Genomic DNA, 20,625 nt, shown 5'->3' with positions numbered 1-20,625 from the left:
GAGGGCGGTTGCCGCCGTGTCGCCACAGTCCCCCAGTAACTCGAGCATCTCGACCGACGCAGACCAAGCGGGCAAGAACCCCGCGGCCGCGTTCGGACCGAACGAGTGGCTCGTCGACGAGATCTATCAGCAGTACCTCCAGGACCCGAATTCGGTAGACCGAGCCTGGTGGGACTTCTTCGCCGACTACAAGCCGGGCGCGGCCGCCGCCCCGGCTGCGGCTGCTGCTCCGGCCCCCGCCGCCCCGGCTCAGGCGGCTCCTGCCGCCCCTGCGGCTCCGGCGACGCCCTCGGTGCCCGCGCCGGCCCCCGCGGCCGCGCAGCCCGCTGCCGCCGCTCCGGCGCCCGCCAAGGCCGCCGCCCCGGCTCCGGCCGCTGCTCCGGCTCAGGCCGCTGCTCCGGCCCCGGCTCCGGCGAAGCCCGCCGCGGCCAAGCCGAAGGCCGAGCCCGCCGCCGCGTCCGCGGAGGGTCCCGAGCTGGTCACGCTGCGCGGCCCCGCCGCCGCGGTCGCGAAGAACATGAACGCCTCGATCGAGGTGCCCACGGCCACGTCCGTGCGCGCGGTCCCGGTGAAGCTGCTCTTCGACAACCGCATCGTGATCAACAACCACCTGAAGCGCGCCCGGGGCGGGAAGATCTCCTTCACCCACCTCATCGGGTACGCGATGGTGCAGGCCATCAAGGCCATGCCGTCGATGAACTACTCCTTCACGGAGAAGGACGGCAAGCCGACCCTGGTCAAGCCGGAGCACGTCAACTTCGGCCTCGCCATCGACCTGGTGAAGCCCAACGGCGACCGCCAGCTGGTCGTCGCGGGCATCAAGAAGGCCGAGACGCTGAACTTCTTCGAGTTCTGGCAGGCCTACGAGGACATCGTCCGCCGCGCCCGTGAGGGCAAGCTGACGATGGACGACTTCTCGGGCGTCACGGTCTCCCTGACCAACCCGGGCGGCCTCGGCACCGTCCACTCGGTCCCGCGCCTCATGCCCGGCCAGTCGGTCATCATGGGCGTCGGCTCCATGGACTACCCCGCGGAGTTCCAGGGCACCTCCCAGGACACCCTGAACAAGCTCGGCATCTCGAAGGTCATGACGCTCACGTCGACCTACGACCACCGGGTCATCCAGGGCGCCGCCTCCGGCGAGTTCCTGCGGATCGTCGCGAACCTGCTGCTCGGCGAGAACGGCTTCTACGACGACATCTTCGAGGCGCTGCGCATCCCCTACGAGCCGGTCCGCTGGCTCCGGGACATCGACGCGTCGCACGACGACGACGTCACCAAGGCCGCCCGGGTCTTCGAGCTGATCCACTCCTACCGGGTCCGCGGCCACGTCATGGCCGACACCGACCCGCTGGAGTACCGCCAGCGCAAGCACCCCGACCTCGACATCACCGAGCACGGCCTCACCCTGTGGGACCTGGAGCGCGAGTTCGCCGTCGGCGGCTTCGCCGGCAAGTCGATGATGAAGCTGCGCGACATCCTCGGCGTGCTGCGCGACTCGTACTGCCGCACCACCGGCATCGAGTTCATGCACATCCAGGACCCCAAGCAGCGCAAGTGGATCCAGGACCGCGTCGAGCGCCCGCACTCCAAGCCGGAGCGCGAGGAGCAGCTGCGCATCCTGCGCCGGCTGAACGCGGCGGAGGCCTTCGAGACCTTCCTGCAGACGAAGTACGTCGGCCAGAAGCGGTTCTCCCTGGAGGGCGGCGAGTCCGTCATCCCGCTGCTTGACGCGGTCATCGACAGCGCGGCCGAGTCGCGCCTGGACGAGGTCGTCATCGGCATGGCCCACCGCGGCCGCCTGAACGTGCTCGCCAACATCGTCGGCAAGTCGTACGCGCAGATCTTCCGCGAGTTCGAGGGCAACCTCGACCCGAAGTCGATGCACGGCTCCGGTGACGTGAAGTACCACCTGGGCGCCCAGGGCACCTTCACCGGCCTGGACGGCGAGCAGATCACGGTCTCGCTGGCCGCCAACCCGTCCCACCTGGAGACGGTCGACCCGGTCATCGAGGGCATCGCCCGCGCCAAGCAGGACATCATCAACAAGGGCGGCACGGACTTCACCGTCCTGCCGGTCGCCCTGCACGGTGACGCGGCCTTCGCGGGCCAGGGCGTGGTGGCCGAGACGCTGAACATGTCGCAGCTGCGGGGCTACCGCACCGGCGGCACCGTCCACATCGTCATCAACAACCAGGTCGGCTTCACGGCGGCTCCCGAGTCGTCGCGCTCCTCGATGTACGCCACCGACGTGGCCCGCATGATCGAGGCCCCGATCTTCCACGTGAACGGCGACGACCCCGAGGCGGTCGTCCGGGTTGCCCGTCTGGCCTTCGAGTTCCGCCAGGCGTTCAACAAGGACGTCGTGATCGACCTCATCTGCTACCGCCGCCGCGGTCACAACGAGTCGGACAACCCGGCGTTCACGCAGCCGCTGATGTACGACCTGATCGACAAGAAGCGCTCGGTGCGCAAGCTCTACACCGAGTCCCTCATCGGTCGCGGCGACATCACCCTGGAAGAGGCCGAGCAGGCGCTGCAGGACTACCAGGGCCAGCTGGAGAAGGTCTTCACCGAGGTCCGCGAGGCCGTCTCGCAGCCCGCCGCCGGCCCGGTGTCGGACCCGCAGGCGGAGTTCCCGGTCGCCGTGAACACCGCGATCTCCACGGAGGTCGTGAAGCGGATCGCCGAGTCCCAGGTCAACATCCCCGACTCCTTCCACGTCCACCCGCGTCTGCTGCCGCAGCTGCAGCGCCGGGCGACGATGGTCGAGGACGGGACGATCGACTGGGGCATGGGCGAGACCCTCGCCGTCGGCTCGCTGCTGCTGGAGGGCACCCCGGTCCGCCTGTCGGGCCAGGACTCCCAGCGCGGCACCTTCGGCCAGCGCCACGCGGTCCTCATCAACCGCGAGACGGGCGAGGAGTACACCCCGCTCCAGTACCTCGCCGAGGACCAGGCCCGCTACAACGTCTACAACTCCCTGCTCTCCGAGTACGCGGTCATGGGCTTCGAGTACGGCTACTCGCTGGCCCGTCCCGACGCGCTCGTGATGTGGGAGGCGCAGTTCGGCGACTTCGTCAACGGCGCGCAGACGGTGGTCGACGAGTACATCTCGGCGGCGGAGCAGAAGTGGGGCCAGACCTCCGGCGTCACCCTCCTCCTCCCGCACGGCTACGAGGGCCAGGGCCCGGACCACTCCTCGGCCCGTGTCGAGCGGTTCCTCCAGCTCTGCGCCCAGAACAACATGACGGTCGCGATGCCGACCCTGCCGTCGAACTACTTCCACCTCCTGCGGTGGCAGGTGCACAACCCGCACCACAAGCCGCTGGTGGTCTTCACCCCGAAGTCGATGCTGCGCCTGAAGGCCGCCGCGTCGAAGACGGAGGAGTTCACGTCGGGTCAGTTCCGCCCGGTCATCGGCGACTCGACGGTCGACCCGGCAGCGGTCCGCAAGGTCGTCTTCGTGGCGGGCAAGCTGTACTACGACCTGGAGGCCGAGCGTCAGAAGCGCGGCATCACGGACACGGCGATCATCCGGATCGAGCGCCTGTACCCGCTGCCGGGTGCCGAGCTCCAGGCCGAGATCGCCAAGTACCCGAACGCCGAGAAGTACCTGTGGGCCCAGGAGGAGCCGGCGAACCAGGGTGCCTGGCCGTTCATCGCGCTCAACCTGATCGACCACCTCGACCTGGCGGTCGGCGCCGACGTCCCCCACGGGGAGCGCCTGCGCCGCATCTCCCGCCCGCACTCCTCGTCCCCGGCCGTCGGTTCCGCGAAGCGGCACCAGGCCGAGCAGGAGCAGCTGGTGCGTGAGGTGTTCGAGGCGTAACCGCTCGCGCGGACAGCACGTCACCGGGCCGCATCCCTCTTCCGAGGGGTGCGGCCCGGTCGTTTAGGCGCACTTATCCTTGACGGCATGTACTTCACGGACCGTGGCATCGAGGAACTGGAGAAGCGGCGCGGCGAGGAGGAGGTCAGCTTCGAGTGGCTCGCCGAGCAGCTGCGTACGTTCGTCGATCTCAATCCGGACTTCGAGGTGCCGGTGGAGCGGCTGGCGACCTGGCTGGCCCGGTTGGACGACGACGAGGACGACGAGTAGGTCGTTGGGCTGGCGCGTAGGCCGTAGGGCTGTCGCGCAGTCTTAGGGCTTTCGCGAGGAGCGGGGTACCCCCTGGGGGTGCCCCGCTTTTCGTTGGGTGCCGGGTCTCAGTCGCGGGGGTGCGTCAGGTCGTACGCCAGGCCCAACACCCCGTGCGCGAGCAGCAGCGCCCCCGCCGTGATCCAGCCGCCGCTGCGGCGTCGTAGGCCGTAGGCGGTGAGGGGGAGGCCGGCGGCCACCTGGGCGAGGGCCAGGGCGCGGGCCCTGGGGTCGCCGGACCAGGGGAGCCAGGGGGCCAGGCGGGGGCCCGCGACGACTTCGAGTTCGGCGCGGACCGTCTCCTGCCAGCCCTCCCACTCGACGGGACGGGCGTCCGGCCGGGCGCGGGCGGCCTCGCGGAGGCGGTCGGCGGGTTCGCCCGGGGTGAGGCCGGCGGGGAGCGTGAGGCCCGCGCGCGTGAGCACCGCGAGCAGGCCGGTCAGGCGGGCGCGGGCGTCGGCGGCGGAGTCGGGTTTCGCCAGCTGGTCCAGGGACTGCACGTCCAGGACGGGGTCGAGGCCGAGCCGGGCGGCGAAGGTGCGCATCGCCTCGTCCTCACCGGCCGGGGTGCCGTTCGCGAGCCAGACGTAGCCGACGGGGCGGCGGAAGCCGGAGGCCAGCGTGTAGCCGCTGCGCTCGGCGTCCCACCACAGCGCGAGAACGGGCCAGGGAGCGCCGACGGCGAGGGCGGTGGCCCAGCCGGTGAGGACACGGTCGACGGGCTCGCCGGCGTCCCGCCAGGGCCTGCCCTCGGGGACGAGGACGCTCCAGTCCCGGCCCGCGCGCGTGAGCAGCATGCGCTCGCGGAGGAGCTGGGCCGCGGGGGCGACGGCCTCGGGCTCCGCGCGGCAGAGGAGCAGGGCGCCGGAGGCGGGGGCGGGAGCGGAGCGTTCCGTCGGCATGCTCACACGCTAGGGCGATATGGCCGACTTGAGCACTTTTGGTGCGCCGGGGGTCGCCAGAACGGGTGTCTTGACTTTCCGTGACCGCGATATATCGTGAATGACGGAAGACGCGATATGGCGTGTGCGGTGTGATGCCGTGCCGTGTTGTGCCGTGTCGCGTCGTGGGTCGTGTGTCCTTGTCACGGGGAGGTCAGTGCCATGTCCGAGTGGTCCGTCTCGGAGCCCGGGAAGCTGTCGTTCGACGAGCCGGTGCGCGAGCTGCATGTGCGCATCGTCAACGGAACGGTGAACGTCGTGGGCACGGACGAAGGTTCCGCCCGCCTGGAGGTCTCCGAGCTGGAGGGCCCGCCCCTGGTCGTGCACCAGGAGGGCGGCACCCTCACCGTCGCCTACGACGACCTGCCCTGGAAGGGCTTCCTCAAGTGGCTCGACCGCAAGGGCTGGCGGCGCAGTGCCGTCGTCTCCCTGGCGGTGCCGGCCGACACGCGCGTCGAGGTGGGCGTGGTGGGCGCCGGGGCCGTCGTCTCGGGCATCCGCGGGGCCTCGTCGGTGAAGGGCGTCACCGGCGACACCACCCTGGTGGCCCTCTCCGGCCCGGTCCGCGCGGACACCGTCTCCGGGAACCTGGAGGCCCAGGCCGTCACCGGCGACCTCCGCTTCAACTCCGTCTCCGGCGACCTCACCGTCGTCGAGGGCTCGGGTTCCTCCGTCAAGGCCGACTCGGTCAGCGGCTCGATGATCGTGGACCTCGATCCGAACGGCCCCACCGACGTCCGGCTGACCAGTGTCTCCGGCGAGATCGCGATCCGGCTGCCGCAGCCGGCCGACGCCGAGGTGGAGGCCAACACCGCCAGCGGCACCATCTCCAACGCCTTCGACGGCCTCCGGGTGCACGGCCAGTGGGGTGCCCACAAGGTCACCGGCCGCCTCGGCGCCGGCACCGGCAAGCTGCGCGCGACCACCGTCTCCGGCTCGATCGCCCTGTTGCACCGGCCGCCCCGGGAGGACGAGGAGACGGATGACGGCTGGGAGGACGGCGACACCTTCGGCGCACCGCACGCGGAGCACCGCGTGGAGCACCGCGTGGAGCAGGCGACGGAGGACCGGGCGGGCGATCATGCCGGTCGCCGGGCGGAGCACCTCGTGGTGGACGCCGACCCGGTGGACGACTCCGACCCGGTGGACCGACCGAAGAGCGACTCGGGGGACAATTCCGTTTCCGGCCCGGGTGACGCCGGTGAGGACGCGGACGCCCCCGCCGCCTCCGATGCCACCCCGGCCGACGGCACGACCGACAAGAAGGTGCTCTGACATGCCCCCCGTCTTCGCCCACGGCCGCCTCCGCCTCTATCTGCTGAAGCTGCTCGACGAGGCCCCGCGTCACGGCTACGAGGTGATACGGCTGCTGGAGGAGCGCTTCCAGGGGCTCTACGCGCCCTCGGCCGGCACCGTCTACCCCCGGCTGGCCAAGCTGGAGGCCGAGGGCCTGGTCACGCACACCACCGAGGGCGGCCGCAAGGTGTACGCCATCACGGACGCGGGCCGCGCCGAGCTGGCCGACCGCAGCGGCGAACTCGCCGACCTGGAACTGGAGATCCGGGAGTCGGTCGCGGAGCTCGCCGCCGAGATCCGGGCCGATGTGCGGGGCGCGGCGGGTGATCTGCGGCGCGAGATGCGCGCGGCCGCCTCCGAGGCCCGCCGCGGCGGTGGCGCCGGCCGTGCGGCCGGCTCCGAACAGGACGGCAGCCTCGGGGACTTCGCGGAGTACGCGGACAACGAGTCGTGGCGCGCGGCCAAGGAGGAGATGCGCCGCGTCAAGCAGGAGTGGAAGGAGCAGGCCCGGCGCGCCAAGGACGAGAGCAGGCGGGCCCGCGAGGAGGCCCAGCGGGCCCGGCGGCAGGCCAAGGAGGCGCAGGAGCGGGCGCGGGAACAGGCGCAGGAGGAGGTGCAGCGGATCGCCCGGCGGGTCCAGGAGCAGGTGCAGGACCACTTCGCGCGGGGCGACTGGCCGACGGGGGTGCGTGAGGGGCTGACCGAACTGGCCAAGGAGTTCGGCGAGTTCGGGAAGGACTTCGGGTTCGGGCGGGGTGGTGACGCCGGGCAGGGACGGAAGTCGGCGAAGTCGGCGTCGGCGCCCGAGTACTCCCAGCCCCCGGAGGACTTCCCCGCCGACTACGAACCGGCCTGGGCCCACGACACGGGCACCGGCGAGCCGGCCCGCGACCTGGACCGCCTCCTCGACCGCTTCCGCGACGACATCCGCGACGCGGCCCGCGACCACGGCGTCACTCAGGACCAACTCCGGGACGCCCGCCGCCACTTGTCGACGGCTGCGGCTCACATCGGGGCGCTGCTGAGGACCCGGAGGGACTGAGCACCGGCGGCGTCGAGGGGAGTGCCCTCCCAGGCGCCGCCCCGCGCCATGGAGTCCCCTTCCAGGCGCCGCCCCGCGCTCCCCCTCCCTCAGCCCGCCTTCGCCTCTCCCCCGCCGTAGAGCACGCGGCTCAGCGCCTCGTACGTGACCCCGTGAGCCGCGAGGACCTCGGCGGGGACTCCGGGTCCGGTGGTCAGGGCGAGCAGGAGGTGTTCGTCGCCGACGTGACGGTCCTTGTGGCCGACGGCGACGCGCAGCGCCCGTACGAGCACGTCCTTCGCGCCCCGGCTGAACGGACGGCGCCCCGACCACCCCGACCACCGCCCCGCGCCCGTACGGTCGCCGGACATCGCGCCGACGCCGTGCGCCTCCTCGACCCGGGCGACGACCTCCGACACGTCGATCCCGAGTCCGGCCAGCGCGTCGGTGTCGGCCTGGGACAGCCCGCCGCGCCGACGGGCCTCGCCCAGCGCCTCCCGTACCGACTCCAGCCACCCCGCGCCCCCGACCGAGGCGAGCGCGAACGACGCCCGGCTGCCCTCCCGGTCGAGCAGGGCGAGGAGCAGGTGCTCGGCGTCGACGGTCTCCGAGCCGTGCTGTTCCGCGTGCTCGACCGCACCCGTCACCACGGCCCGGGCGTCCTTCGTGAACCGCTCGAACATCAATGCCTCCCGTACTTCTTGTGCACGGCCTGCCTGGTCACACCGAGTTCCGCGGCGATCTCCTGCCACGACCAGCCCTGGTTGCGCGCGCTGCGCACCTGCACCGACTCCAGCTGTTCCAGGAGCCGGCGCAGCGCGGCGACGGCCCGCAGGCCGACCCGGGGGTCGCGGTCGCCCGCCCGTTCGGCGAGATCCGTTGCTTCGGTCATGTTGTCAACTTACGTTGACGCGAGCACAGTGTCAACCAAAGTTGACAACCGGGTGCGAGAAAGGCGGGCCCGGCACCCGGACCCGCCTCTCGACCGACCGACCGCGGATCAGGAGTTGGTCAGCACGATCTTGCCGAACTGCTCGCCCGACGCCAGCCGTTCGAAGCCCTCCCGGGCCCGGTCCAGCGGGAGCTCCTCGTCGATGACCGGGCGGACCCCGGTGGCGGCGCAGAAGGACAGCAGGTCCTCCAGCTCGTCCTTGGTGCCCATCGTCGAGCCGACGACCTTGAGCTCCAGGAAGAAGATCCGGGTCAGCTCGGCATGCGAGGGCCGGTCGCCGCTCGTCGCACCGGAGATGACGAGCGTGCCGCCCGGCTTCAGCGACTTCACCGAGTGCGACCAGGTGGCCGCGCCGACCGTCTCGATGACGGCGTCCACGCGCTGCGGCAGCCGCGCACCGGACTCCACCGCCTCCACGGCCCCCAGCTCGACCGCCCGCTTGCGCTTGGCCTCGTCCCGGCTGGTGGCGAAGACCCGCAGACCGGCGGCCTTGCCGAGCACGATCGCGGCCGTGGCGACCCCGCCGCCGGCGCCCTGGACGAGGACCGAGTCGCCGGGCCGCACCCCGGCGTTGGTGAAGAGCATGCGGTACGCCGTCAGCCACGCCGTGGGCAGACAGGCGGCCTCGGCGAAGGAGAGTTCCTTGGGCTTGGGCAGGACGTTCCAGGTCGGCACGGTGACCTGCTCGGCGAAGGTGCCCTGGTAGCGCTCGGTGAGGATGGAGCGGGGCTCCTTGGGGCCGACGCCGTGGCCGCTCTGGCCGATCACCGAGTGCAGGACGACCTCGTTGCCGTCCTCGTCGACACCGGCGGCGTCACAGCCGAGGATCATCGGCAGCAGGTCTTCCGTGATGCCGACGCCCTTGAGGGACCAGAGGTCGTGGTGGTTGAGGGAGGCGGCCTTGACGTTGATCACGCTCCAGCCGGAGCGGGCCTCGGGAGCCGGACGCTCCCCCAACTCGAGTCCGGAGAGCGGCTGGTCACGGTCGATGCGGGCGGCGTAGGCAGCGAACATGAGGGTGACGATAGGTTCCCGCGCGCCTCGGGGGAACCGGAGAGCACTGTGACACACGCCCTCTTGCCACAGCCCTCGACCACCACCCGAACAGCCCCGCCCCCGAGTAAAAAGTGGCCCCGCCCGGCACACAGCCGGACGGGGCCACCCCACGCTCACTCACCTCAGCGGCGAGCCACACCCTCCGCGCGAGCCGCCGCGGCGACCGCCGCCGTGACCGCCGGAGCGACCCGCTCGTCGAACGGGGACGGGATGACGTAGTCGGCGGCGAGGTCGTCGCCGACCACCGACGCCAGCGCCTCCGCCGCCGCGATCTTCATGCCCTCGGTGATGCGGGAGGCCCGCACCTGGAGCGCGCCGGCGAAGATGCCGGGGAACGCGAGGACGTTGTTGATCTGGTTCGGGAAGTCGGAGCGACCCGTGGCGACGACCGCCGCGTACTTGTGGGCGACGTCCGGGTGCACCTCGGGGTTCGGGTTGGCCATGGCGAAGACGAAGGCGCCCTCTGCCATCGACGCCACCGCCTCCTCGGCCACCGTGCCGCCGGAGACACCGATGAAGACGTCGGCACCGGCCAGCGCGTCCTCCAGGGAGCCGGTCAGGCCCGCCTTGTTGGTGAAGGAGGCGACCTCGCGCTTGACGTCCGTGAGGTCCGCGCGGTCCGTCGAGATGACGCCCTTGCGGTCGGCGAGGGCGACGTCCCCGATGCCCGCCTCGACGAGCATCTTGGCGATCGCGACACCGGCCGCGCCGGCGCCGGAGATGACCGCGCGGAGCTGGCCGATCTCCCGGCCGCTGAGCCGCGCCGCGTTCCGCAGGGCCGCCAGCGTCACGACGGCCGTGCCGTGCTGGTCGTCGTGGAAGATCGGGATGTCGAGGCGCTCCTGGAGGCGCTTCTCGATCTCGAAGCACCGCGGTGCCGAGATGTCCTCCAGGTTGACTCCGCCGAAGGAGGGAGCGAGGCGGACCACGGTCTCGACGATCTCGTCGACGTCCGTGCAGTCCAGCGCGATCGGCACCGCGTCCACGCCGCCGAACTGCTTGAAGAGGATGGCCTTGCCTTCCATGACCGGAAGGGAGGCCTCGGGCCCGATGTCACCGAGTCCGAGGACCGCCGTGCCGTCGGTCACGACGGCGACGACGGACGACTTCCACGTGTAGTCGTGGACGAGCTCCGGCTGCTCGGCGATGGCGCTGCACACTTTCGCCACGCCGGGTGTGTACGCGAGGGACAGGTCGTCCTTGTCGCGGATCGGCACGGTGGCCTGCACTGCCATCTTGCCGCCGCGGTGCAGCGCGAACGCGGGGTCGAAGGAATCGAGGGGCTCCGCCCCTTCGTCCTGGCCCGTATTGCTGTCGCTGCGAGGATTGACGATCTCCGCTGCCACTTGTTCTACCCCTTAGATATTCATGGTTTGAGGGTGGCCACTCCTGGTTGAGAAGTGGGCGGGCACCGCGTACGGCCCTGTGTCGGTGATGCGTACGGGCCGTGCACGACGGGCGCGCCGCACACGCGCCCTGAGCCCCGGATGAGGGGTGTAAAGAACCTTCTTACCGGACGGACGGCACCTGCGACGAGTCCAATACGTGCAAGGTCACATGACGGACCTCCCACATCACATATCGGTGACATGAATCATGAACAAATATGGGGACACGTCCTCGACACCCTCTTGACAGCGGGTCGAGCTGTCGCTCGCGCCAGGAGGTCGGCGCTCGCATCGTGAGATGCGCCGAAGATCCTCCGGCCGGAAGGAGAGATTCCTGCAAGAGGTGCGGACTTGATGTCCGACCTGATGCGGTTCGGGGGTCACCCGTTATCCGATTTTGACATGGCTGGCCCCCTGAATGGCGCCGTCCGAATGGCAAGATGCCGTAATCACACGAGGTCGCGGCACTCGAAGGCGTGTGCTCTCGTCGACCTAGGAAACCAAGGCCCCTGCCGACCCCATCGGCAGAAGCCCGCCCCATCGGCAACTCCACCCATCCGCCGGAGGAACCCACCATGACCGCAAGCTCCACCCGTCGTACGACCGCCGCTCGCTCCCGGTTCGCAGCGGTCGGCTCGATCGCGGTCGCAGGCGCCCTGCTTCTCGCCGGCTGCGGTGACCAGACGAAGGACGGCGGCTCGGACAGCTCCGACACCGCCTCGTCGTCCTCCGCCCCGCTGGCCGACAAGCTGCCCAAGGAGATCCGCGACAAGGGCGTCATCAAGGTCGGCTCGGACATCGCCTACGCGCCGGTCGAGTTCAAGGACAGCTCCGGCAAGACGGTCGGCATCGACCCCGACCTCGCCGACGCCATGGGCAAGCAGCTCGGCGTGAAGTTCGAGTTCGAGAACGGCACCTTCGACACCCTGATCACGGGTCTGCGCTCCGACCGGTACGACATCGCCATGTCGGCGATGACGGACACCAAGGACCGCCAGGAGGGCGTCGACTCCGACACCGGCAAGAAGGTCGGCGAGGGCGTCGACTTCGTGGACTACTTCACGGCCGGTGTCTCGATCTACACCCAGAAGGGCAAGAACACCGACATCAAGACGTGGTCGGACCTGTGCGGCAAGAAGATCGTCGTGCAGCGCGGCACGGTCTCCGAGGACCTCGCCAAGTCCGAGTCGAAGAAGTGTACGGGCGGCAAGAAGATCGCCCTGGAGTCCTTCGACAACGACCAGCAGGCCCAGACCCGCCTGCGCGCGGGCGGCGCGGACGCCGGTTCCTCCGACTTCCCGGTCGCCGCGTACGCCGTGAAGACCTCCGGCGGCGGCAACGACTTCCAGCTCGTCGGCGAGCAGGTCGAGGCCGCCCCGTACGGCATCGCGGTCGCCAAGAAGGACACCCAGCTGCGCGACGCGCTCCAGGCCGCCCTCGACGCCATCATCAAGAACGGCGAGTACGGCAAGGTCATCAAGAAGTGGGGCGTCGAGGCAGGCGCGGTCACCCAGGCCACCGTCAACGGCGGCAAGTGACCGCGGGCCGAGGCCGCTGAAAGGCAACACCCGTGACTGTTGACATCGACAAGACCGACGGGCCGGCGGACACCCCGCCGGCCGGCCCGGAGGCCATCAAGGCCATCCCGGTCCGTCACTACGGACGGTACGTCTCCGCCGTCATCGCCCTCGCCGCGCTCGGGGGCATCGTCTACGCGTTCTCCCAGGGACAGATCAACTGGGGGGCGATCCCGGACTACTTCTTCAACGACCGTATCCTCAGCGGCGTCGGCAAGACCCTGCTGCTCACGGTGCTGTGCATGCTCATCGGCATCGTCGGCGGCATCCTGCTCGCCGTGATGCGGCTGTCGAAGAACCCGGTGACCTCGTCCATCGCGTGGTTCTACATCTGGTTCTTCCGCGGCACCCCGGTCCTGGTCCAGCTGATCGTCTGGTTCAACCTGGGCCTGGTCTTCGAGTACATCAACCTCGGGCCGATCTACAAGGACGAGTGGTCGCAGTTCATGACCCCGTTCCTGACGGCGCTGCTGGGCCTCGGCCTCAACGAGGCGGCGTACATGGCAGAGATCTGCCGCGCCGGTCTGCTCGCGGTCGACGAGGGCCAGACCGAGGCGGCGCACGCGCTGGGCATGAGCCACAGCAAGACGCTGCGCCGGATCGTCATCCCGCAGGCGATGCGCGTGATCGTGCCGCCCACGGGCAACGAGGTCATCAACATGCTGAAGACGACCTCGCTGGTCTCGGTCGTCCAGTACTCGGAGCTGCTCCGCGTCGCCCAGGACATCGGCCAGACCTCCGGTGCCCCGGCCGAGATGCTGTTCCTCGCCGCGGCCTGGTACCTGGTGCTGACCTCGGTCTTCAGCGTCGGTCAGTACTACCTGGAGCGCTACTACGCACGCGGCTCCAGCCACAGCCTGCCGGCCACGCCGCTGCAGAAGATCAGGGCGAACCTGCTCTCCCTGTCGAACCGCAACTCGGCGGGAGGTGCCGCATGACCGCCATGGTGAAGGCGGAGGGCGTCCACAAGTCCTTCGGTCTGGTCGAGGTCCTGAAGGGCATCGACCTGGAAGTCCAGTCCGGCGAGGTGTTCTGCCTCATCGGCCCCTCCGGCTCCGGCAAGTCGACGTTCCTGCGGTGCATCAACCACCTGGAGAAGATCAACGCCGGTCGGCTGTACGTCGACGGCGAACTGGTCGGTTACCGCCAGAAGGGCGACAAGCTGTACGAGCTCAAGGACAGCGAGGTCGCGCTGAAGCGCCGGGACATCGGCATGGTGTTCCAGCGGTTCAACCTGTTCCCGCACATGACGGCCATGGAGAACGTCATGGAGGCGCCGATCCAGGTCAAGGGCTCGAGCAAGGCCCAGGCCCGGGAGCGGGCGGGCGAGCTGCTGGAGCGCGTGGGCCTCGCCGACAAGGCGAAGAACTACCCCTCGCAGCTCTCCGGCGGCCAGCAGCAGCGTGTCGCCATCGCCCGGGCCCTCGCGATGGACCCGAAGCTGATGCTGTTCGACGAGCCGACCTCGGCCCTCGACCCGGAGCTGGTCGGTGACGTCCTCGACGTCATGCGCGACCTCGCCGAGTCAGGTATGACGATGGTCGTCGTCACCCACGAGATGGGCTTCGCCCGCGAGGTCGGCGACAGCCTGGTCTTCATGGACGGCGGTGTGGTGGTCGAGTCCGGCAACCCGCGCGACGTCCTGACCAACCCACAGCACGAGCGGACGCAGGCGTTCCTGTCGAAGGTGCTCTGAACCTGAAGGCTCGATCCACGTGTGGGCTCCAGGCGCGGAGCCCACACAGCACCTCAGATGCACCTCAAATTCATTGCGGCCCGGATAACGATCAAGCTAGGGTCACGGGAAATCAAAGGTGAACTAATTCGCCATTGATATTCATCCCTGACCTAGGATGTACATATGCGGGCAGCACGAAAGATAGCCGTAGCGGCCACGACAGCGGTCGCTTCGATGGGGGCGTTGCTCGCCGTCGGCTCACCGGCCCAGGCCGGCACGATCACCGAGTTCTGCAACCACCCGGGCTCCCTCGCTCCTGGTTGCTTCTACTCGACAGGCGACGTCTTCACAGTTCAGGATCTGCGTGTCGACGGCTTGCGGGCCGTCCTCAAGTGGACGACGGACTACGGACGCAGCGGTGAGTGCCACGACGCGAACGGCGCCAACAACCCGCCCACAAGGTGCGATGTAGATCTCCGAGAAGGACGCACCCTGATTTTCACCACCGTGCTGCGGAACGGCGCCGACGGAGCGGACCAAGGCGAGTCCCTCCCCACATTGGCCTACACTTCCGGCCGCTAAAGCCGCCGGAATTTTCCGGCAGGGATAAAATCGAATGACAGGGCGGCACGTTTTCCGTGCCGCCCTGTCGCGTTTTCGCCACCGCCTATTTGAGCCCTTGCCGGTTCTTCCGACACCGAACTTCGGCAATCCGTCGGAGCGTCGCGGAATCCTCAGCCGACGTCATTTCAACGCCAGCAGCAGCGTGTCCGACGGCGAGCACCACACCGGCCGGGCCTCCCCGAAGCCCTTCTCGCGCAGCACGCGCGCGTGCCAGGCGGCGGAGGGCATGTCGCCGTCGGCGTGCTCGCCGTAGATCTCGAAGCGGCGGGCGGTCGGGCCGGCGAGGACGGGGTCCTGCGCGGCGACCTGCCACCACTCGGCCCAGTCGAGGGCGCCGTCGGCCTTGGCCTGATTCATGCGGGCGTGGCGCTGGGCGCGCTCGGCCGCGTTGATCCGGGGCGTCGTCTCGTCGATCATGTGGTCCGCGTTCATGAAGACACCGCCGTCGCGGACGAGTTCCGCGACCTGACCGTAGAGGGCCGCGAGGGGTTCGCTGTGCAGCCAGTGCAGGGCCGTGGCGGTCAGGACGGCGTCGTACGAGTCGTACGGCAGCCGCGTGGGCCAGTCCGGGTCCTTGAGGTCGGCGGTCACGAAGGTGACCCGGTCGTCGCCCGCGAAGGTGCCCTCGGCGATGGCGAGGAGCGCCGGGTCGAGGTCGACGCCGGTGCTGGTGGCCGCCGGGAACCGGGCGAGCAGCCGGGCCGTGATACTTCCCGTGCCGCACGCGAGGTCGAGCACGCGCGGCCGGGGTCCGAGGAGGGCCTCGACCATGTCCAGCATGATGCGGAAGCGTTCCTCGCGGTCGGGCATGTACCACTCCTGCTGCCGGTCCCAGCTCTCCTGCCAGGCCTGCCAGTCGGTTTCGGTACGGGTCGTCATGGGAGCCCCCTCTTCCTGCACGCACGTAATACCCTGGAAGCACGATCAGCCATTACCGACCGACCGCATCACGACCATAGAACGCCTCCGTAAGGACTACAAGTGGAACTGGCCTATTACTCGGATTACGCCGTGCGCCTCGTCAACAGCGAGGACCCGGCCCGGGGCAAGGACTCGCTGACCTCGGTCGAGGCCGTCCGCGAGCTGTTCGGCGCCAGCCAGGAGGCGGCCCGGCGGGCCACCGAGTCCGACGTCACCCGCTTCCGCTCGGTCCGGGGCCGCCTGCGCGCGGTCTTCGAGGCCGCGGACGGCGGCGACGAGACCCTGGCGGTGAACCTGCTCAACGCGCTGCTGCTGGAGTTCCCGGTCAGCCCGCAGATCTCCGGGCACGACCACCGCGACGACGACGGCCGCCCTCTGTGGCACATGCACCTGGCCGACCATCCGTCCAACGTGACGGCCGGCTACGCGGCGATCGCCGCGATGGGCCTCGCCTTCCACCTGACGGAGTACGGCGTGGACCGCCTCGGCCTGTGCGAGGCCACGCCCTGCCGCAACGCCTATCTGGACACGTCCACGAACCGCTCCCGGCGCTACTGCTCCGACCGCTGCGCCACCCGCGCCAACGTGGCCGCCTACCGCGCCCGCAAGCGCCTGGAGGCCGACCGGTCGGGGAAGACGGGCCTGGCCGCCGACAGCACCCAGCGGGCCAGCGCGAGCGGCGAGCGCTGACCGGCCTCGGGCGGGCGGAAGCGGAAGCGGACCTTGCCCAGGATCAGGTCGTCGGGCACGACACCGAAGTCGTTGCTGTCGGCGGTCGCGCCCAGCGGATTGTCGGCCAGCACCCACCAGCCGCCCGGCCGGCGCTCCGCCGCCCGCTTCACCACGAGCAGGTTCTGCTGCAGGGGATGGCGCAGGACGACGATGTCGCCGGTCCGGACCCGGCCCGTGTAGCGGACGAGGAGCTGGTCCCCGTGGTAGAGCGTGGGCACCATCGACGGTCCGGTCACCTCGACCCACCCCAAGGGCGGGACCGCGCTTCCGTGTTCGGTCTCCTGCGACAGCTCCGGCATCCCCGGCACCTCCCCGGTACGTTCATCCACCAGTCCCAGTTTGACCCCGGACTTTTGTCCTAAGCCCATGGGGGCACTCGCGAAAACCTCTCTCGCAGGGAGTAATGTCCCACCTGAGAAGACGATCACGAGGAAGGAATGCTCCATGCTTTCCCGCCTGTTTGCCCCCAAGGTCAAGGTCAGCGCCCACTGCGACCTGCCCTGCGGCGTGTACGACCCGGCCCAGGCCCGCATCGAGGCGGAGTCGGTGAAGGCCGTCCAGGAGAAGATGGCCGGCAACGACGACCCGCACTTCCAGGCTCGCGCCACCGTCATCAAGGAGCAGCGCGCCGAGCTCGCGAAGCACCACGTGTCGGTGCTCTGGAGCGACTACTTCAAGCCCCCGCACTTCGAGAAGTACCCGGAGCTGCACCAGCTGGTCAACGACACCCTGAAGGCCCTCTCGGCCGCCAAGGCGTCCACCGACCCGGCGACGGGCCAGAAGGCGCTGGACTACATCGCCCAGATCGACAAGATCTTCTGGGAGACCAAGAAGGCCTGAGGCCACTCTCAAGTCTTTTCGAAGGGGCCCGGCCGAGGACATCGGCCGGGCCCCTTCGCATGGCCTGCTCAATGGAACTGGGGCACGATCAGATAGATCCCGTACGCCACCACACCCACGCAGGCGAGGAAGCACACCCCCGCCTGTGCGAGGCCGACGGCGGACGTGCCGCCCTCCTGGGCGTGGGCGCCCTCGTAGCGGGCCAGGCCCAGGACGCCGAGGGCGAAGACGACGACCACGGCCGCGGTGACGCCGATGCTCACCGCGGCGACCTGGCCGAGTGCGGTCCAGTCGATGCTCATCCTGCGAACTCCCTTCAGGCGGCCGTGCCGACCGAGGTCGGCGCGGTGCCGCGGACGGTCACCTCATGGGCGTCGTTGACGTTGTGGGCGCTGACCGGGTTGCGGCGCGAGACGAGCACGATGCCCGCGGCGACGGCGGCGCCGACCAGCGCGACGACGACCGTGCCGAAGTCTCCGCCGTGCTTGACCGCGCTCGCGGAGAGGCCGCCGACCAGCGCGGCGGACGGCAGCGTGATCAGCCAGGCGACGACCATCCGGCCCGCGACGCCCCAGCGCACCTCCGCGAGCCGCCGGCCGAGGCCCGCGCCGAGGATGGAGCCCGAGGCGACCTGCGTGGTGGACAGCGCGAAGCCGAGGTGGGCGGAGGTGAGGATGACGGTCGTGGAGGCCGTCTCCGCGGCGAAGCCCTGCGGCGACTGGATCTCGGTCAGGCCCTTGCCCATGGTGCGGATGATCCGCCAGCCGCCGAGGTAGGTGCCGAGGCCGATGGCGAGCCCGGCCGACGCGATCACCCACACCGGCGGACCGGCGTCATGGCCGAGCGCGCCCGCGGAGATCAGGGTGAGCGTGATGACGCCCATGGTCTTCTGCGCGTCGTTGGTGCCGTGCGCGAGCGAGACCAGCGAGGCGGAGGCGATCTGCCCGAGCCGGAAGCCCTTGGTGACCGACTCCTTGCGGGATCGGGCGGTCAGTTTGTAGGCGAAGTAGGTCGCGATCAGGGCGGCGACCCCGGCCACCACCGGTGAGGCGACCGCCGGGATCAGCACCTTCTCGACCACCTTGTCGAAGTGCACTCCGGACGAGCCCGCCCCGACCCACACGGCCCCGATCAGCCCGCCGAACAGGGCATGCGAGGAACTCGACGGCAGCCCCACCAGCCACGTGAGCAAATTCCAGAGGATCGCCCCGACCAGCCCCGCGAAGATCATCCCGGGTGTGACCAGGGTGTCGTCCACGATCCCGCCGGAGATGGTCTTGGCCACCTCGGTGGACAGGAAGGCGCCGACGACATTCAGAACTCCACTGATCAATACGGCAGTTCGTGGTTTCAGGGCCCCTGTCGCGATGGACGTGGCCATCGCGTTGGCCGTGTCGTGGAACCCGTTCGTGAAGTCGAACGCGAGAGCCGTGACGATGACGACCGCCACGAGGAACGTGATGTGGTCCATTCTTGAATGCAAACAAGCCGAGGCCAATGCAGGGCGAACTGAAAGCAAAGGACTCACCAGGAATGCGGACTTCCGTGCGATGCTGACGGGGTGAATCGTGAGGATCTGGTGCGGCTGCGCAAGGCCCGGGACCGCATGGACCGCGAGTACACCGAGCCGCTCGACATGGCGGCCCTCGCGGGCACCGCCCTGATGTCCCCGGGCCACTTCCAGCGCAGCTTCAAGGAGGCGTACGGGGAGACGCCGTACGGCTATCTCATGACCCGGCGCGTGGAGCGCGCGAAGATGCTGCTGCGCCGCGGCGACCTCTCCGTCACCGAGGTCTGCATGGCGGTCGGCTGTACGTCGCTCGGCTCCTTCAGCGCCCGCTTCACCCAGCTGGTGGGCGAGTCCCCGAGCTCTTACCGGGCGCGTTCGCACGAGGAGAGCGCGGAGATCCCGCCGTGCGTGGTGCGGGCGTACACGCGGCCGAGGCGGGCGTGAGGCCGGTATCGACCGTAGGTTGACCCCATGGACCTGAAACTCCACACCTGTTTCATCGCCGTCGACGACCACGACAAGGCGATCGCCTTCTACTGCGACGTCCTGGGCCTGGAGGTCCGCAACGACGTCAAGTACGAGGGGATGCGCTGGACGACCGTCGGCTCACCGCTCCAGCCGGACGTGTCGATCGTCCTGGAGCCGCCCGCCGCCAACCCCGACCTCTCCCCCGCCGACCGGGAGGCGATGGAGCAGCTGCTGGCCAAGGGCGTGCTGCGCGGGGTCAACTTCAGCACCACCGACTGCGACGCCCTCTTCGCCCGCGTCCAGGCGTCCGGCGCCGAGGTGCTCCAGGAGCCGACGGACATGCCGTACGGGGTGCGCGACTGCGCGTTCCGGGACCCCGCCGGAAATATGCTGCGGTTCATGCAGGCCCCCTGACCTACGATCGCCCGCATGAGCATCCGCTGGACGTACGCCTTCGTCGACCGCCCCGCCGAACTCGCCGACCGGGCCCATGAGTTCTGGACGGCGGTCACGGACACGCGGCTGTCCGCGCCCCGGGGCGAGTTCGTGACCCTGGTGCCGTCCGGCGCCGACGCGTGCGTCAAGGTCCAGGGCGTCGACTCGGGCGCCGGTGGCGCGCATCTCGACTTCTCGGTGGACGACGTGGCGGAGTTCGTGAAGGCGGCGCTGCGGCTGGGCGCGACGATCGCCGCCGAGCACGAGGGATGGGCCGTACTCCGTTCCCCCGCCGGGCAGTTGTTCTGCGCGGTGCCCTGGCAGGGCGAGTCGGTCCGCCCGCCCGTCGTCGACGGCAGCCGCCTCGACCAGGTCTGCCTGGATATCGCGCCTTCGGTCTACGATGCCGAAGTCACCTTCTGGACCGCCCTGTTGGCCGACTGGGAGTCCCGGCCCGGTTCCCTCCCCGAGTTCCATGTGCTGGTGCCGCCGACCGGTCTCCCGGTCCGCGTCCTGCTCCAGCGGCTCGGCGAGGAGCGCGCCGGCTCCGCCCATCTGGACCTGGCGTGCGCCGACATCGAGGCGACCCGGGTACGGCACGAGAAGCTGGGCGCCGAGACCGTCGCCCACGGCACCCACTGGACGGTCCTGCGCGACCCGGCGGGCGGCACGTACTGCCTGACGGGCCGGGACCCGGAGACGGGCGGGCTGCCTAGCGCGGGGTGACCCCCCACTCCTCCACCTCCACCACGGCGTCCACCGCGAGCGGCCCGTAGATGTGCGGGAACTCCTCAGCGCCGGGCTTCGGGGCCTCCCACTTCAGAGGGACGCCGAGCCGGTCGGGGTCGATGACCAGGACCACCAGATCGTCGAGCCCCGCGAAGAAGCGCGCCGCCGTGCCCGGCAGCTGGGCGCGGGTCGAGCAGTGGATGAAGCCCTCCTCCTGGAGGGTCCTGCCGCGGGTCGAGATCTCGTACGTCCCCCGGGCGCGGGCTTCCTCCCAGAGGGATCGTTCGGTGAGGTGCACGATGTGGTCGGTCATACG

23 protein-coding genes are annotated in these 20,625 nt (G+C 69.9%); 13 read left to right on the top strand and 10 right to left on the bottom strand.

The genetic code is table 11. The features are described from left to right. The first annotated feature begins 16 nt into the window (after positions 1-16). Positions 17-3,832: a multifunctional oxoglutarate decarboxylase/oxoglutarate dehydrogenase thiamine pyrophosphate-binding subunit/dihydrolipoyllysine-residue succinyltransferase subunit gene (locus CRP56_RS29075; protein WP_097268934.1), complete on the top strand. Its 3,816-nt coding sequence runs from the start codon at positions 17-19 to the stop codon at positions 3,830-3,832. An 87-nt stretch (positions 3,833-3,919) separates the two neighbouring features. After that, positions 3,920-4,102, top strand: a complete 183-nt coding sequence (locus CRP56_RS29070; protein WP_097268932.1) for a DUF6104 family protein — start codon at positions 3,920-3,922, stop codon at positions 4,100-4,102. A gap of 107 nt (positions 4,103-4,209) precedes the next feature. On the opposite strand, the gene CRP56_RS29065 is transcribed toward CRP56_RS29070, so the two are convergent. Further along, complete coding sequence (locus tag CRP56_RS29065) at positions 4,210-5,043, bottom strand: hypothetical protein (protein ID WP_097268930.1); 834 nt, start codon at positions 5,041-5,043, stop codon at positions 4,210-4,212. 201 nt (positions 5,044-5,244) lie between these two features. Here CRP56_RS29065 and CRP56_RS29060 point away from each other — a divergent pair, with 201 nt between their 5' ends. Next, on the top strand, positions 5,245-6,357 hold the full coding sequence (locus tag CRP56_RS29060) for a DUF4097 family beta strand repeat-containing protein (protein WP_097268928.1): 1,113 nt from the start codon (positions 5,245-5,247) through the stop codon (positions 6,355-6,357). A 1-nt stretch (position 6,358) separates the two neighbouring features. After that, positions 6,359-7,420: a PadR family transcriptional regulator gene (locus CRP56_RS29055; RefSeq protein ID WP_097268925.1), complete on the top strand. Its 1,062-nt coding sequence runs from the start codon at positions 6,359-6,361 to the stop codon at positions 7,418-7,420. 89 nt (positions 7,421-7,509) lie between these two features. Here the strand turns inward: CRP56_RS29055 and CRP56_RS29050 are convergent, their stop codons facing one another. The 4 genes from CRP56_RS29050 to CRP56_RS29035 all read right to left on the bottom strand — a co-directional run bounded on the left by CRP56_RS29050 (position 7,510) and on the right by CRP56_RS29035 (position 10,753). Continuing rightward, positions 7,510-8,082 carry a Clp protease N-terminal domain-containing protein gene (locus CRP56_RS29050; RefSeq protein ID WP_097268923.1) on the bottom strand — a complete coding sequence of 191 codons (573 nt, stop codon included), beginning with the start codon at positions 8,080-8,082 and terminating at the stop codon, positions 7,510-7,512. Next, positions 8,082-8,291, bottom strand: a complete 210-nt coding sequence (locus CRP56_RS29045; protein WP_059192380.1) for an HTH domain-containing protein — start codon at positions 8,289-8,291, stop codon at positions 8,082-8,084. Before CRP56_RS29045 ends, CRP56_RS29050 begins: the two co-directional genes overlap by 1 nt. A gap of 108 nt (positions 8,292-8,399) precedes the next feature. Beyond that, positions 8,400-9,365 (bottom strand): zinc-binding dehydrogenase, encoded by a 966-nt coding sequence (locus CRP56_RS29040; RefSeq protein WP_097268921.1) that lies wholly within the window; start codon positions 9,363-9,365, stop codon positions 8,400-8,402. A gap of 164 nt (positions 9,366-9,529) precedes the next feature. After that, positions 9,530-10,753 carry an NAD(P)-dependent malic enzyme gene (locus CRP56_RS29035; protein ID WP_097268919.1) on the bottom strand — a complete coding sequence of 408 codons (1,224 nt, stop codon included), beginning with the start codon at positions 10,751-10,753 and terminating at the stop codon, positions 9,530-9,532. A gap of 617 nt (positions 10,754-11,370) precedes the next feature. Between CRP56_RS29035 and CRP56_RS29025 the strand changes: the two genes are divergently transcribed. The 4 genes from CRP56_RS29025 to CRP56_RS29010 all read left to right on the top strand — a co-directional run bounded on the left by CRP56_RS29025 (position 11,371) and on the right by CRP56_RS29010 (position 14,632). Then, a complete protein-coding gene (locus CRP56_RS29025; protein ID WP_097268916.1) occupies positions 11,371-12,333 on the top strand; it encodes an ABC transporter substrate-binding protein in 963 nt (320 codons plus the stop codon). A gap of 32 nt (positions 12,334-12,365) precedes the next feature. Continuing rightward, positions 12,366-13,310: an amino acid ABC transporter permease gene (locus CRP56_RS29020; protein ID WP_097268914.1), complete on the top strand. Its 945-nt coding sequence runs from the start codon at positions 12,366-12,368 to the stop codon at positions 13,308-13,310. Beyond that, complete coding sequence (locus CRP56_RS29015; RefSeq protein ID WP_097268912.1) at positions 13,307-14,068, top strand: amino acid ABC transporter ATP-binding protein; 762 nt, start codon at positions 13,307-13,309, stop codon at positions 14,066-14,068. Before CRP56_RS29020 ends, CRP56_RS29015 begins: the two co-directional genes overlap by 4 nt. A gap of 165 nt (positions 14,069-14,233) precedes the next feature. Beyond that, positions 14,234-14,632, top strand: a complete 399-nt coding sequence (locus CRP56_RS29010; RefSeq protein ID WP_143664954.1) for a hypothetical protein — start codon at positions 14,234-14,236, stop codon at positions 14,630-14,632. A gap of 162 nt (positions 14,633-14,794) precedes the next feature. On the opposite strand, the gene CRP56_RS29005 is transcribed toward CRP56_RS29010, so the two are convergent. Next, positions 14,795-15,553, bottom strand: coding sequence for a class I SAM-dependent methyltransferase (locus CRP56_RS29005; RefSeq protein ID WP_097268908.1), 759 nt, complete (start codon positions 15,551-15,553; stop codon positions 14,795-14,797). 102 nt (positions 15,554-15,655) lie between these two features. On the opposite strand from CRP56_RS29005, the gene CRP56_RS29000 reads away from it, so the two are divergent. After that, complete coding sequence (locus CRP56_RS29000; protein WP_097268906.1) at positions 15,656-16,285, top strand: CGNR zinc finger domain-containing protein; 630 nt, start codon at positions 15,656-15,658, stop codon at positions 16,283-16,285. Here CRP56_RS29000 and sodX read toward each other — a convergent pair. After that, entirely contained in the window at positions 16,189-16,626 is a 438-nt protein-coding gene (sodX, locus tag CRP56_RS28995) for a nickel-type superoxide dismutase maturation protease (RefSeq protein ID WP_097268904.1), read from the bottom strand. The genes CRP56_RS29000 and sodX overlap by 97 nt on opposite strands. 145 nt (positions 16,627-16,771) lie before the next feature. Between sodX and sodN the strand changes: the two genes are divergently transcribed. Then, on the top strand, positions 16,772-17,167 hold the full coding sequence (sodN, locus tag CRP56_RS28990) for a superoxide dismutase, Ni (RefSeq protein ID WP_004983535.1): 396 nt from the start codon (positions 16,772-16,774) through the stop codon (positions 17,165-17,167). 68 nt (positions 17,168-17,235) lie between these two features. On the opposite strand, the gene CRP56_RS28985 is transcribed toward sodN, so the two are convergent. Next, a complete protein-coding gene (locus CRP56_RS28985; protein WP_097268902.1) occupies positions 17,236-17,469 on the bottom strand; it encodes a hypothetical protein in 234 nt (77 codons plus the stop codon). Between the two features lie 14 nt (positions 17,470-17,483). Continuing rightward, entirely contained in the window at positions 17,484-18,638 is a 1,155-nt protein-coding gene (locus CRP56_RS28980) for an inorganic phosphate transporter (RefSeq protein WP_097268900.1), read from the bottom strand. A gap of 90 nt (positions 18,639-18,728) precedes the next feature. Here CRP56_RS28980 and CRP56_RS28975 point away from each other — a divergent pair, with 90 nt between their 5' ends. The 3 genes from CRP56_RS28975 to CRP56_RS28965 are packed head-to-tail and all read left to right on the top strand — an operon-like array spanning position 18,729 to position 20,306. Then, on the top strand, positions 18,729-19,121 hold the full coding sequence (locus CRP56_RS28975; protein WP_059192390.1) for a helix-turn-helix transcriptional regulator: 393 nt from the start codon (positions 18,729-18,731) through the stop codon (positions 19,119-19,121). 27 nt (positions 19,122-19,148) lie between these two features. Continuing rightward, the gene (locus CRP56_RS28970) at positions 19,149-19,559 is read left to right on the top strand and encodes a VOC family protein (RefSeq protein ID WP_097268898.1); all 411 of its coding nucleotides are present in this window, start codon (positions 19,149-19,151) and stop codon (positions 19,557-19,559) included. Between the two features lie 15 nt (positions 19,560-19,574). After that, entirely contained in the window at positions 19,575-20,306 is a 732-nt protein-coding gene (locus CRP56_RS28965) for a VOC family protein (protein WP_097268895.1), read from the top strand. Here CRP56_RS28965 and CRP56_RS28960 read toward each other — a convergent pair. Further along, a complete protein-coding gene (locus CRP56_RS28960) occupies positions 20,293-20,622 on the bottom strand; it encodes a DUF952 domain-containing protein (RefSeq protein WP_097268893.1) in 330 nt (109 codons plus the stop codon). The genes CRP56_RS28965 and CRP56_RS28960 overlap by 14 nt on opposite strands. Positions 20,623-20,625 lie beyond the last annotated feature (3 nt).

Origin of the sequence: Streptomyces sp. TLI_55, from assembly GCF_900206255.1 — a bacterium.
GTDB classification, from domain to species: Bacteria; Actinomycetota; Actinomycetes; order Streptomycetales; family Streptomycetaceae; genus Streptomyces; species Streptomyces aquilus.
This window is presented reverse-complemented; position numbering and strand designations above follow the sequence as displayed.

Coding starts and splice junctions, on each gene's coding strand:
- CRP56_RS29070 (WP_097268932.1), top strand. CDS start 3,920: ATGTACTTCACGGACCGTGGCATCGAGGAACTGGAGAAGCGGCGCGGC.
- CRP56_RS29065 (WP_097268930.1), bottom strand. CDS start 5,043: ATGCCGACGGAACGCTCCGCTCCCGCCCCCGCCTCCGGCGCCCTGCTC.
- CRP56_RS29060 (WP_097268928.1), top strand. CDS start 5,245: ATGTCCGAGTGGTCCGTCTCGGAGCCCGGGAAGCTGTCGTTCGACGAG.
- CRP56_RS29055 (WP_097268925.1), top strand. CDS start 6,359: ATGCCCCCCGTCTTCGCCCACGGCCGCCTCCGCCTCTATCTGCTGAAG.
- CRP56_RS29050 (WP_097268923.1), bottom strand. CDS start 8,082: ATGTTCGAGCGGTTCACGAAGGACGCCCGGGCCGTGGTGACGGGTGCG.
- CRP56_RS29045 (WP_059192380.1), bottom strand. CDS start 8,291: ATGACCGAAGCAACGGATCTCGCCGAACGGGCGGGCGACCGCGACCCC.
- CRP56_RS29040 (WP_097268921.1), bottom strand. CDS start 9,365: ATGTTCGCTGCCTACGCCGCCCGCATCGACCGTGACCAGCCGCTCTCC.
- CRP56_RS29025 (WP_097268916.1), top strand. CDS start 11,371: ATGACCGCAAGCTCCACCCGTCGTACGACCGCCGCTCGCTCCCGGTTC.
- CRP56_RS29015 (WP_097268912.1), top strand. CDS start 13,307: ATGACCGCCATGGTGAAGGCGGAGGGCGTCCACAAGTCCTTCGGTCTG.
- CRP56_RS29010 (WP_143664954.1), top strand. CDS start 14,234: ATGCGGGCAGCACGAAAGATAGCCGTAGCGGCCACGACAGCGGTCGCT.
- CRP56_RS29005 (WP_097268908.1), bottom strand. CDS start 15,553: ATGACGACCCGTACCGAAACCGACTGGCAGGCCTGGCAGGAGAGCTGG.
- sodX (WP_097268904.1), bottom strand. CDS start 16,626: ATGCCGGAGCTGTCGCAGGAGACCGAACACGGAAGCGCGGTCCCGCCC.
- sodN (WP_004983535.1), top strand. CDS start 16,772: ATGCTTTCCCGCCTGTTTGCCCCCAAGGTCAAGGTCAGCGCCCACTGC.
- CRP56_RS28985 (WP_097268902.1), bottom strand. CDS start 17,469: ATGAGCATCGACTGGACCGCACTCGGCCAGGTCGCCGCGGTGAGCATC.
- CRP56_RS28980 (WP_097268900.1), bottom strand. CDS start 18,638: ATGGACCACATCACGTTCCTCGTGGCGGTCGTCATCGTCACGGCTCTC.
- CRP56_RS28970 (WP_097268898.1), top strand. CDS start 19,149: ATGGACCTGAAACTCCACACCTGTTTCATCGCCGTCGACGACCACGAC.
- CRP56_RS28965 (WP_097268895.1), top strand. CDS start 19,575: ATGAGCATCCGCTGGACGTACGCCTTCGTCGACCGCCCCGCCGAACTC.
- CRP56_RS28960 (WP_097268893.1), bottom strand. CDS start 20,622: ATGACCGACCACATCGTGCACCTCACCGAACGATCCCTCTGGGAGGAA.